Here is an 11,469-nt window from a genome sequence, read left to right on the forward strand (position 1 = left end):
CCGCCGCCGCCGCCCTCGTCGCGGTCGCCACGGCGATCGGCCTCGTCGGCCGCGCACGCGCCGGGCGGGCTCGGGCGGTCCGCGGCGCGGCCGGCCACGAGCCGCACCGCGAGACCCTTCACGCCCTGCGCCTCTCCGACGACGACCTCGGCGAAGCCGCGACGCTCGTGCAGTTCACGAGCGAGTTCTGCGCCCAGTGCGGCGGGGCGGCACGCCGCCTCGACCAGGTGGCCGGCGACTACGCCGGCGTCCGTCGCGTCGAGGTCGACCTGACGGACGCCCCCGAGATCGCCGCGCACTTCCGCGTCCTCCAGACGCCGACGACCCTCATCCTCGACGCCGCGGGCACGCCGGTCGCCCGCATCGGCGGCCTGCCCCGCGCGGAGGCCGTCCGCGCGCACCTCGACCGATTGAGCGGGAGCCCCCATGTCGCAGCCTGATTCCGCGCGAGCGAAGATCGACCCGCGCGGCCCGCGCTTCGGCGCCGCCGTGACCGCGACGCTCCTGCTGGTCGTCGTCGTGCTCGGGCTCGTCGAGGCGATCGTCGCCGCGTGGGCGCTGCTCGTGCTCCTCGCGCTCCTGTTCGCGTGGGGCGCGTTCGGCGGCATCGAGCAGCACCCGTACGGGCTGTTCTTCAAGCGCTTCATCCGCCCGCGGCTCGCCCCGCCCGCCGAGCTCGAGGACCCGCGTCCGCCGTCGTTCGCGCAGGGCGTCGGCTTCGCCGTGACCGCGGTCGGCGTCGTCCTCGGCGCCCTCGGCCTCCCGGCCGCGGTGCCGATCGCGGCCGCCGTCGCCTTCCTCGCCGCGTTCCTCAACGCGGCCTTCGGCTACTGCCTCGGCTGCCAGTTCTACCTGCTGCTCGTGCGAGCACGGGTCATCCGGCACGCCTGAACCCGCTCTCCCCCGGACGGGGGTCGTCTCGCTAGGCTGTGCCCACCGCACGGAGACGAGGAGGCCCGAGATGGCGATCACGAGCGAGGCGACGACCGTCTGGAACGGCACGCTGTTCGAGGGCGAGGGCACGGTGAGTCTCGACTCGTCGCAGGCCGCCGAACTCCGGGTGGATTGGAAGACCCGCGCCGAGGGCGGCGTCGGCACCTCCACCCCCGAGGAGCTCATCGCCGCGGCCCACTCGTCGTGCTTCTCGATGGCGTTCTCCAACGCGCTGACGCAGGCGGGCTTCCCACCGACCGCCATCCAGACGACCGCGGCCGTCACGTTCCAACCGGGCACCGGCATCCTCGGCTCGCACCTGCTCGTCAATGCGACGGTGCCGGGCGTCTCGGACGAGCAGTTCGCGGCGATCGCCGAGGACGCGAAGGCGAACTGCCCGGTCTCCCAGGCGCTCGCGGCCATCCCGATCACGCTCGAAGCGTCGCTCGCCTGATGCGGGTGCTCGTCGCCGGCGCGTCCGGGTTCATCGGCACCGCCCTCGTGGCGCGGCTGCGCGAGCACGGCCACGACGTCGTACGGCTCGTGCGACGCCGCGCGGAATCGGCCGACGAGTCCAGCTGGTCGCCGGCCTCCGGCATCCTCGATTTCACGGTCATGGACCGCGCGGACGCCGTCGTCAACCTCTCGGGCGCCTCGCTCGCCAAACTGCCCTGGACGAAGTCGTACCGGCAGGAGCTCATCGACAGCCGACTCGGTGCGACGCGCACGCTCGCCGACGCGATGCGCAAGGCGCAGCGACCGCCGAGCGTCTTCCTCAGCGCCTCGGCCGTCGGCTACTACGGCGATCGTCCCGGTGAACTGCTCGTCGAGTCGTCCCCGCGCGGCGACGGCTTCCTCGCCGAACTCGTCGCCCGATGGGAGACCGCCGCCGCCCTCGCCCCGCGCGCGACGCGCACCGTGCAATTCCGCACCGGTCTCGTGATCGGCGCCGGCGGCGCGCTCGCTCCCGTGCGCACGCTCACGAAGTTCGGGCTCGGCTCCCGCATCGGCCTCGGCGGACAGCACTGGCCGTGGATCTCGCTCGACGACGAGGTCGGCGCGATCCTGCATCTGCTCGAGACCTCGCAGCTCGCCGGGCCGGTGAACCTCGCCGGGCCGACGCCCGCGACCGCCGACCGGGTCACCCGTGCGCTCGCCGAGCGGATGCATCGCCCGCACGCGTTCGTCGTACCCGAGAAGGTGCTCGGGCTCGCGCTCGGCGACGCCGCCGACGAACTGCTGCTCGCGAGCCAGAAGGTCTCCCCCGTGCGGCTCGTCGCCGACGGCTACGAGTTCGCGCACCCCACGATCGAGGATGCGGTCGACGCCCTCGTCAGCGCGTCGCGTCGTCGGAGCGCGGCGGGCGCGACAGCCTGATCGCGGTGCGCACCGCCTCGCGGCCGCGCTTGCGGTCGCCCGCGGCGTCGTAGACGATCCCGAGGCGCATCCAGTCGCGCCACGACTCCGGCGACGCCTCGACCGCGTCTTTGAACCGGGGGAACGCCTCGGTCGCGGCGGTGCGGTCGGCACGACCGCTCGCGGACGCCGCGATGCCGAGGTCGAGGCCGCCCTCGGCATCGAGCCGCTTGACGAGCTCCTGCGAGCGCCACCCGAAGGAGAGCTCGCGCCATAGCCCCCACGCCGCGATGATCGGCAGCACGATGAGGGCGACGCCCATGATCACGGCGACCGGTTCCCCCGTCAGGATGAACTGGACCGCCCGCCAACCGGCGAGGGCCAGGTACAGGGCGAGGAGCACCGCCATGACGACGGCGGCGATGCGCGCGGTCTTCACGTCACTCCGAACCGGGCAGGCCGAGCAGGTCGTCGAGCCCGACGGCGACGCCCGCGGCATCGACCGTCGACCGGACGGCGAGCAGGATGCCGGCCTCGTACGAGGCGTCCGAGAACGTCGTGTGCGTGATCGTCAGGGTCTCGCCGTCGCCGCCGAGGACGACGTCCTGCTTGGCGAGCAGGCCCGAGAGGCGCATCGAGTGCACCGGCACGCCGGCGACGAGCTGCCCCCGGGCGCGCTGGTCGGCGTGCGGCGCGGCCACCGGGCCGAGCTCGCTGCGGGCCTCGCCGATGAGCTCGGCCGTGCGCACGGCCGTGCCCGAGGGCGAGTCGACCTTGCCGGCGTGGTGCGCCTCGAGGATCTCGATCGAGGGGAAGTACGGTGCGGCGAGGCGCGCGAACGCAGTGCCGAGGACGCTGCCGAGCGAGAAGTTCGGCACGAACCGCACGGCGGCGCGCTCGTCGGCCGCGAGACGGCGTTCGACCTGCTGCCGGATGCCCGCGATGCGCGAGCGCGACCAGCCCGAGGTGCCGACGACGACGGGGATGCCCGCATCGACGGCGAACGGCACGATCTCGGCGCTTGAGTGCGCGACCGTCACGTCGACGAGGACGTCGGCGCCGAGCATCCGCTCGAGCGGGTCGGCCGAGCCGAGCGCCGCATGCAGTTCGAGGTCGTCGGCCTCCTCGACGAGCCGGACGACGAGCCGCCCCATACGACCGGAGGCCCCGGTCACCGCCACGCGAATCACGCCTTCCAGCCTAGCCGCGCCGGACTCACAGCCCGGACGCACCCGCCCCGCGTTCAGGTGGGCTGCGCCGACGTAGGCTCGGAGGATGCTGCGTTTCCGCGAGGTCTCCGCGACCGACCCCGAAGCCGTCGCGATGCTCGCCGAGTACTTCGCCGAACGCGCGGCGGGCTTCCCGGGCGGCCCGGGCGCCTACCGCCCGGTGTTCCCCTCGGAGGCGACCTTCGCCCCGCCGGCGGGCGTGCTCCTCATCGCCGACCTCGAGACCGGCGACGGCATGGTCCCGTCGGTCGGCCTCGGCGGCGTGCGGCTGCTGCCGGCCGGGGATGCGTCCGTGCGCTACGAGGTCAAGCACCTGTGGGTGCGCCCCGAGCGACGGGGCGGCGGCCGCGGCCGCGCGGTGCTCGCCGAGCTGATCGAGCGGGCGCGGGAGTTCGGCGCGACCGAAGTCGTGCTCGACACGAATGCGAGCCTCGAAGCCGCGGGCAGGCTCTACCGGTCGATGGGCTTCCGGAGCATCCCGGCGTACAACGACAACCCCAACGCGACCGACTGGTACCTGCTCGAGCTCTGACGCCGAGCACTGACGCACCCCGATCGCGGCACCGCCGATCAGATCGGGTACGGCTCCGGCAGTCCCGTGCGGAGTTCGGCGGGCAGGTGGGCGAGGTCGTTGTGGGTCACGACGCTCCAGGGGCGGCCGGGCCGCTGCATGAGCACGGTCAGGCCGCAGTTCGCCTGGTTGAGCGTCAGCCAGCGCCACTCGGGCGCCTCGAGCACCTCGCGCACGAACCACGCGATCACGAAGTTGTGCGTGATGAGCAGTTGGTGGTGCGCCCCATTGCCGGCGCCCAGGAACTCGGCCGTGGCATCGGCCATCTGCGCCGCGCCCGCCTCGATCTGCGCCTCGGTGACGCCGCCGAAGAAACCGTCGTAGACGCTCGGCGTGTCCTGCTCCGGACCGCTCGGCACGCAATCGAAGAGCAGGGCGGATTCCTCGGGCTCGAGGGCGGGCATCTTCTCGGCGATGATCGCGGCCGTCTCGGCGGCGCGGGTGAGCGGCGAATACCAGGCCTCGTCGAAGGGCACCCCGCCGAGCCGCTCGGCGACGAGCTGCGCCTGGCGGCGGCCGCGCGGGGAGAGCGGGCCGTCGGGCAGACCGTGCTCGGCGTCGAGCTGCTCGCCGTGGCGCACGAGGTAGAGGAACCGGGTCATGCGTGCGCCTCCCCCGCCCGAGCGGCGGCTGCCGCGGGCGCGACGCCCGCGGACTCCTCGACGACCGGGCCGGACGGGTCGGCGACCCCGTCGAACACTTCGGCGCCGACCGCGCCGACCGCCGCGATCGAGAGCGGGCCCGCGGCGAGATCGGCGGCGAGTGCGGCGACGTCCTCCGCCGTCACGGCGGCGATGCGGCGGAGCCCCTCGTCGAGGTCCGTGAACTCGCCGAGGGTGAGCTCGGCACGGCCGAGCCGCGACATCCGCGTATCGGAGTCCTCGAGGGCGAGTGCCGAGGCGCCGCCGAGCTGACCCGATGCGCGGCGCAGTTCGACATCGGTGACGCCGTGCTCGGCGAGCCGCTCGAGCTCGCCCCGCAGGATCTTCGCGACTTCGCCGGCCTTGCCGGGCGTGCAGCCGGCGTACATCGCGAACATGCCGGCGTCGGAGTAGCCCGCACCGAACGAATAGACCGAATAGGCGAGGCCGCGACGCTCGCGGACCTCTTGGAACAGGCGGCTCGACATGCCGGCGCCGAAGATCGCGTTGAGCACCGAGAGGGTATGGCGGCGGTCGTTGCCGGCGGCGAAGCCGGGCATCCCGAGGAAGAGGTTGACCTGCTCGTTGGGCCGATGCGTGAGGTTGAGCGCGGCGGCGCGGGAGTACGACGTGGGCACGCCGACGCGGCGCGGCACCGGCGAGCCTGCGACGCCGAGGTCCCAGCCGCCCGCGGTGAGACCGTCCTGCAGACGGGCGACGAGGGCGTCGTGGTCGACCGCGCCCGCGGCCGTCACGACGAGGTCCTGGGGCCGGTAGTTGGCGCGGTAGTGCTCGTGGACCGCATCGCGGGTCGCGGCGCGGATCGTGTCGGGGTTGCCGCCGATCGGGCGCCCGAGCGGGTGGTCGCCGAAGACCGACTCGAACAGGCGCTCCCCCGCGACGTCGGCCGGGTCGTCGCCCGCCATCCCGAGCTCTTCGAGGATGACGCCGCGCTCGTTCTCGAACTCGACCGGGTCGAGGGTCGAGGAGGTGAACATGTCGGCGAGCACGTCGACGGCCATGCCGAGGTCGCGGTCCTGCACCTTGGCGTAGTAGCAGGTGTACTCCTTGGCCGTGAGCGCATTGTGCTCGCCGCCGACCTCGTCGAACGCGACCGCGAGATCGAGCGCAGTGCGCGTCGGCGTGCCCTTGAAGAGCAGGTGCTCGAGGAAGTGCGTCGAGCCGTAGCTGCCGGCGCTCGTGCCGTGCGGGCCGGATTCGTCGCGCGAACCGACGGCCACCCAGTAGCCGATCGTGGCGCTGCGCGCGCCCGGCACGGCCTCGGTGAGGACGCGGACGCCGCTCGGCAGGAGCGTGCGTCGGACGAGCGAGTCGCCGGCCGCCCGGAAGGAGAGTTCGGTCGTTTCGAGCGGGAGTGCGACGGCGCTGTTCATCCCGTCCAGCCTACGGCAGGGGGCCCGACAGCGGGCCGGGCGGTCGGACCGGAGTCAGGCGGAGGCGCGATCGAGCTCGACGAGGTCGCTGCGGCTGAGCTGGAGCGATGCGGCCGCCATGAGCGCGTCCACCTGCTCGGGATCGGCGGCGCTCGCGACGGGCGCCACGACGCCCGGCTTGGCGGTGAGCCACGCGAGGGCGACGGTCGCCGGCTCGACGCCGTGCTTGAACGCCACGGCGTCCAGTGCCCCGAGCACGCGGTGCCCGCGACGGTTCAGGTGCCGGGCGACGCGCGAGCCGCGGGCGTCGTGCCGGATGTCGGCGCGTCGGCGCACCGCACCCGCCAGGAAACCGCCGGCGAGGGCGAAGTAGGGCAGGACCGCGATGCCCTGCGCGTGCGCGACGAGCTCGCGCGCGCCCTCGTAGGCGCGGCGCTGCATGAGGTGGTACTCGACGGTGAGGGCTTCGAATCGCGGCAGTCCGTTGGCGGCGAGCACCCGGGCTTCGATGAGCGCATCGGGCGAGAAGTCGCTCGCACCGATCGCGCGGACCTTGCCGGCGCGGATGAGGGAGTCGACCTCGCCGAGGCTCTCGCCGAGCGGGGTCGCCGGGTCTTCGCCGTGGAAGTAGAGCAGGTCGATGCGCTCGATGCCGAGGCGCGAGAGCGAGGCATCCACACCGGCCCGGATGCTCGCGGGCGAGAGACCGGGCGCGTCGGGGTGCCGTCCGATCTTCGTCGCGACCGCGACCCGCCCCTGTTGGCGCCGGCTCTTCAGCCACGCCCCGATCATGAGTTCGCTGCGCCCGGCCGCGTAGGAGTCGGCGGTATCGACGAAGTCGCCGCCGATGCCCGCGAACCGGTCGAGCACCTGGAACGCGGCCTCGGGGTCGAGGGTCCAGCCGAACGTGCTGCCGCCGAGGCACAGCGGGTGCACCGTGATGCCCGTGTCGGCGATGGCAGAACGCCGCTGGACGGCGATCGGCCCGGAGAACAGGTTGGTGTCGACGTACTCGACGCGCTCATCGGCGTCCGGCGCGCGGTGCCGGCCGGAGCGTCGCACGAGCGTCGCGGCCTCCACGTCGAGACTGCTGAGCTGCTCGCCGATCTCGACCGTGCTCATCGGCTGCGTCTCGATCGGCTGCGTCTCGATCGGCTGCGAGCCGATCGGCGCCGAGCCGATTGCGTCATCCCCCACGTCGTTCTCCTCCCCCAAGGATTGCCCCCGATCCTATTCGGGGCCGGGGTGCGCGCCGTAGTCGACGCGGACGACCGTTATCGAAAGTTCATCGCACCGCGCCGATCGACCCGCCTGTCAGCCTGGCGATCGGGCCGGCGATCGCGAGCACGAGGCGTTCGAGCCCCCATTCCCAGGCCCTGTCGACATCGCCGCCGAGCCGGAAGGCGCCGGTGAGCTCCATGAGCAGGAAGCCCGTGCTCCAGGCGGTCAGGGTGCGGGCCGCGGGCAGCGCATCCGCCGGACCGCAGAGCGCGGTCGTGACCTCGAGCAAGGGCGCCGCCGCCTCGGCGAGCGCGGCTTCGCGCCGGCCGTCGCCCGCACCGGGGGCGAAGACGAAGCGGAACGATTCGGGCCGTTCGTGGGCGAACCTGCGGATCTCACCGGCGAGGGAGACCAGTGCGTCGCGCGGATCGCGCTCGCCGGTCGCGGCGGCGACGCGGACGCGCAGGTCGGCGAGCGCGGCGTCGGCCACGAGCGCCAGGAGCGCGTCGCGATCGCGAACGCGCTTGTAGAGCGAGGGCGCCTTGACGCCGACGCGATCGGCGACGGCCTGCATCGTGATCCGATCGGGTCCGCCCCCTTCGAGCAGGTCGCGCGCCACGGCGACGATCTCGGCGTTCGTGGTGCGCACCGGTGCCGGCATGCTCGTCTCCTTCGTTCGGGGTGGACGAATTGATCATAGCTATTGCGCGTAGCCATCATGGCTAACTATCGTAGCCATCATGGAACTCGCACCCGGACTCCACCGCATCGGCGGCGATCTCGTCGCCATCCACCTCATCGTCACCGACGAGGGCCTCACCCTCGTCGACGCCGGCATGCCCGGCCACTGGGCCGAACTGGAAACCGAGCTCGAGCGCATCGGCCGCAGCGCCGACGAGATCCGCGGCGTCGTGCTCACCCACGGCGACTCCGATCACGTCGGCATCGCCGAGCGACTGCGCCGCGACTACGGCGCGGCGGTCTACGTCCACGAGGCCGACGCCGCACGCGCCCGCGGCGAGGAGTCGACCAAGCCCGCCTGGGGGAAGGTCCGCATCGGCCCGCTCGCACGCTTCATCGGCTACGGCCTCCGCAAACGCGGCTTCACGCTCGAGCATCCCGCCGAGGTCGTCCCCGTCCGTGCCGGCGACGTGCTCGACCTGCCCGGCAGCCCGGTGCTCATCGGCCTGCCCGGCCACTCCCCCGGCAGCGTCGCGGTGCACGTGCCCGCCGTCGGCGCCCTCTTCGTCGGCGACGCACTGACCACCGGCCATGTGCTGACCGGCGAGCGCGGCCCGCAGCCGGCGCCGTTCACCGACGATCCGGCGACCGCGCTCGAATCGCTCGCGGCCATCGATCACCTCGACGCCCGCTGGGTGATCCCCGGCCACGGCCCGGCGCTCGAGGCCGCCCCCGCCGACGTCGTGCGCGCCGTCCGCGAGCGGGCCGGCGCCCTCCGCTGACGCCGCACCGCGGCATCCGCGGATCGAACATGCAGAACGCCCGCCCCGACCGGAGTCGGAACGGGCGTTCCGCGGATCTGTCGATCTCGGCGGATCAGGCCTCGGCGGGAGCCTCGGCGCCTTCCTCCTCGGCGACGACCGGCGCGAGCGAGAGCTTGCCGCGGTCGTCGATCTTCGTGATCTCGACGAGGATCTTCTGGCCGACGCCGAGCACGTCCTCGACGTTCTCGACTCGCTTGCCGCCGGCGAGCTTGCGGACCTCGCTGATGTGCAGCAGGCCGTCCTTGCCGGGCAGGAGCGAGACGAACGCGCCGAAGGTCGCGATCTTCACGACGGTGCCGAGGAACTGCTCGCCGACCTCGGGGTTGGTCGGGTTGGCGATCGCGTTGACCTGGGCACGGGCGGCCTCGGCCGACGGGCCGTCGACGGCGCCGATGTAGACGGTGCCGTCCTCCTCGATGGAGATGTCGGCGCCGGTCTCGTCCTGGATGCCGTTGATCGTCTTGCCCTTCGGGCCGATCAGCTCGCCGATCTTGTCGACGGGGATCTGGACCGAGATCACGCGGGGCGCGGTCGGGGCCATCTCGTCGGGGCCGTCGATCGCGGCGTTGAGCACCGAGAGGATCGTCGTGCGGGCGTCCTTCGCCTGCGTCAGCGCGCCGGCGAGCACCGAGGCGGGGATGCCGTCGAGCTTCGTGTCGAGCTGGATCGCGGTGACGAACTCCGACGTGCCGGCGACCTTGAAGTCCATGTCGCCGAGGGCGTCTTCGGCGCCGAGGATGTCGGTGAGGGCCGCGTAGCGCGTCTCGCCCGACTCGTCGGTCTCGGAGATGAGGCCCATCGCGATGCCCGCGACGGGCGCCTTCAGCGGCACGCCCGCGTTGAGCAGCGACAGCGTCGAGGCGCAGACGGAGCCCATCGACGTCGAACCGTTGGAGCCGAGGGCCTCGGACACCTGGCGGATCGCGTAGGGGAACTCCTCGCGGCTCGGCAGCACCGGCACGAGCGCGCGCTCGGCGAGGGCGCCGTGGCCGATCTCGCGACGCTTCGGCGAACCCACACGACCCGTCTCGCCCGTGGAGTAGGGCGGGAAGTTGTAGTTGTGCATGTAGCGCTTCTTCGTCTCGGGCGAGAGCGAATCGATCTGCTGCTCCATCTTGAGCATGTTCAGCGTGGTGACGCCCAGGATCTGGGTCTCGCCGCGCTGGAAGATCGCCGACCCGTGCACGCGGGGCACGACCTGCACCTCGGCGTCGAGCGGACGGATGTCGGCGAGGCCGCGGCCGTCGATGCGCACGCCCTCGGAGAGGACGCGGCCGCGGACGACCTTCTTGGTCGCCGACTTGTAGGCGGCCGAGACCTGGTTGTTCGCCGAGGCGGGCAGCTCGCCGGCCTCGACCTTGGCGGCCACGGCCTCCTTGACGCGCGCCTTGAGGGCGTCGTCGGCGTTCTGGCGCTCGATCTTGTCGGCGATCTGGTAAACGCCGGCGAGCTCGGCCGAGGCGAGCTCGGCGACGAACGCGCCGACCTCGTCGGAGTACGACGGGAAGACCGGGTAGTCGGCCGTCGGCTTGGACGCGGTGGCCGCGACCTTCGCCTGCGCCTCGACGAGCTGCTTGATGAAGGGCTTCGAGGCCTCGATGCCCTCGGCGATGACCGTCTCGTCGGGCTTGATCGCGCCGGCGCGGATCTGCTCGAACGACGTGTCGGTCGCCTCGGCCTCGATCATCATGATCGCGACGTCTTCGACGCCGTTCGCGTCGGTGACGACGCGGCCGGCGACGACCATGCTGAACACGGCGTCGTTGAGCTCGGAGTACTTCGGGAACGCGACCCACTGGCCCTTGCCCGGCTCGGTCGGCACGAGTGCGACGCGGACGCCGCCGATCGGGCCGGAGAAGGGCAGGCCGGCGATCTGCGTCGACATGGAGGCGGCGTTGATGGCCAGCACGTCGTACAGCTCGTCGGGGGCGATCGAGAGGACCGTCACGACGACCTGGATCTCGTTGCGGAGACCGTCGACGAACGACGGGCGCAGCGGGCGGTCGATGAGACGGCAGGTCAGGATGGCGTCGGTCGAGGGGCGGCCCTCGCGACGGAAGAACGAGCCGGGGATGCGGCCCGCGGCGTACATGCGCTCTTCGACGTCGATCGTGAGCGGGAAGAAGTCGAACTGATCCTTCGGCTGCTTCGAGGCGGACGTCGCCGAGAGCAGCATCGTCTCGTCATCGAGGTAGGCGACCGCGGAGCCCTGCGACTGCTGGGCGAGACGGCCGGTTTCGAATCGGATCGTGCGGGTGCCGAAGCGGCCGTTGTCGATGACCGTTTCGGCGAACGTGATTTCAGGACCTTCCAAGAGGTCTCTCTCCTTTGTTTAACGTCGCACCCCGTGCGGGCACGACTCGAACGCGGAGCAGATCGGCGGAACGGGCGTCTGGCGACGCCGGTGCTGGTAACCCGGAGAAGTCCGCCGAGCCCGACTCGTCGAGCCGGTGATCGGAAGGCCACTGCAGGAGACCAGCGTTCCGTCGCTGCTCCGCCGTCGATCCTAGCAGTCGGGCCTGATCGCGCCCCGATTCGCGGCGCACGGTCGCCCTCCGCTCCGCGCGGTCGGGACCGCGAACCCGGTCGGGGGCTGTCGGATCCCGGCGCGACCTGCCT

General features: G+C 72.5%; 13 protein-coding genes. 6 read left to right on the top strand and 7 right to left on the bottom strand.

Translation table 11 applies throughout. The features are described 5' to 3' along the window. The 4 genes from GB864_RS05420 to GB864_RS05435 all read left to right on the top strand — a co-directional run. Positions 1–440 (top strand): thioredoxin family protein (locus GB864_RS05420; protein WP_160423331.1); only part of this gene is annotated, 440 nt, incomplete at its 5' end. Next, on the top strand, positions 427–891 hold the full coding sequence (locus tag GB864_RS05425; RefSeq protein ID WP_160423332.1) for a DUF4395 domain-containing protein: 465 nt from the start codon (positions 427–429) through the stop codon (positions 889–891). The genes GB864_RS05420 and GB864_RS05425, both read left to right, overlap by 14 nt. Positions 892–961: 70 nt before the next feature. After that, positions 962–1,387: an OsmC family peroxiredoxin gene (locus GB864_RS05430; RefSeq protein ID WP_160423333.1), complete on the top strand. Its 426-nt coding sequence runs from the start codon at positions 962–964 to the stop codon at positions 1,385–1,387. After that, the gene (locus GB864_RS05435; protein ID WP_160423334.1) at positions 1,387–2,310 is read left to right on the top strand and encodes a TIGR01777 family oxidoreductase; all 924 of its coding nucleotides are present in this window, start codon (positions 1,387–1,389) and stop codon (positions 2,308–2,310) included. Before GB864_RS05430 ends, GB864_RS05435 begins: the two co-directional genes overlap by 1 nt. On the opposite strand, the gene GB864_RS05440 is transcribed toward GB864_RS05435, so the two are convergent. Next, entirely contained in the window at positions 2,267–2,698 is a 432-nt protein-coding gene (locus GB864_RS05440; protein WP_202106999.1) for a tetratricopeptide repeat protein, read from the bottom strand. The two genes, GB864_RS05435 and GB864_RS05440, sit on opposite strands and share 44 nt — an antisense overlap. A gap of 31 nt (positions 2,699–2,729) precedes the next feature. Then, entirely contained in the window at positions 2,730–3,479 is a 750-nt protein-coding gene (gene dapB, locus GB864_RS05445) for a 4-hydroxy-tetrahydrodipicolinate reductase (protein WP_336603884.1), read from the bottom strand. Between the two features lie 85 nt (positions 3,480–3,564). Here dapB and GB864_RS05450 point away from each other — a divergent pair, with 85 nt between their 5' ends. Next, positions 3,565–4,050, top strand: coding sequence for a GNAT family N-acetyltransferase (locus GB864_RS05450; RefSeq protein ID WP_160423335.1), 486 nt, complete (start codon positions 3,565–3,567; stop codon positions 4,048–4,050). Positions 4,051–4,088: 38 nt separating this feature from the next. Here the strand turns inward: GB864_RS05450 and GB864_RS05455 are convergent, their stop codons facing one another. The 4 genes from GB864_RS05455 to GB864_RS05470 form a co-directional block, all read right to left on the bottom strand. Next, positions 4,089–4,691 (bottom strand): histidine phosphatase family protein, encoded by a 603-nt coding sequence (locus GB864_RS05455; protein ID WP_160423336.1) that lies wholly within the window; start codon positions 4,689–4,691, stop codon positions 4,089–4,091. Next, complete coding sequence (locus GB864_RS05460) at positions 4,688–6,124, bottom strand: M16 family metallopeptidase (protein WP_160423337.1); 1,437 nt, start codon at positions 6,122–6,124, stop codon at positions 4,688–4,690. The genes GB864_RS05455 and GB864_RS05460 overlap by 4 nt, the downstream gene beginning before the upstream one ends. Positions 6,125–6,178: 54 nt before the next feature. Further along, positions 6,179–7,321 carry an aldo/keto reductase gene (locus tag GB864_RS05465; RefSeq protein WP_336603885.1) on the bottom strand — a complete coding sequence of 381 codons (1,143 nt, stop codon included), beginning with the start codon at positions 7,319–7,321 and terminating at the stop codon, positions 6,179–6,181. 88 nt (positions 7,322–7,409) lie between these two features. Further along, on the bottom strand, positions 7,410–8,006 hold the full coding sequence (locus GB864_RS05470) for a TetR/AcrR family transcriptional regulator (RefSeq protein WP_160423338.1): 597 nt from the start codon (positions 8,004–8,006) through the stop codon (positions 7,410–7,412). A 79-nt stretch (positions 8,007–8,085) separates the two neighbouring features. Here GB864_RS05470 and GB864_RS05475 point away from each other — a divergent pair, with 79 nt between their 5' ends. Further along, entirely contained in the window at positions 8,086–8,808 is a 723-nt protein-coding gene (locus GB864_RS05475) for an MBL fold metallo-hydrolase (RefSeq protein WP_160423339.1), read from the top strand. 94 nt (positions 8,809–8,902) lie between these two features. Here GB864_RS05475 and GB864_RS05480 read toward each other — a convergent pair whose 3' ends face one another. Continuing rightward, complete coding sequence (locus GB864_RS05480; protein WP_160423340.1) at positions 8,903–11,164, bottom strand: polyribonucleotide nucleotidyltransferase; 2,262 nt, start codon at positions 11,162–11,164, stop codon at positions 8,903–8,905. Positions 11,165–11,469: the final 305 nt, after the last annotated feature.

The organism is Agromyces seonyuensis, assembly GCF_009789225.1.
GTDB classification, from domain to species: Bacteria; Actinomycetota; Actinomycetes; order Actinomycetales; family Microbacteriaceae; genus Agromyces; species Agromyces seonyuensis.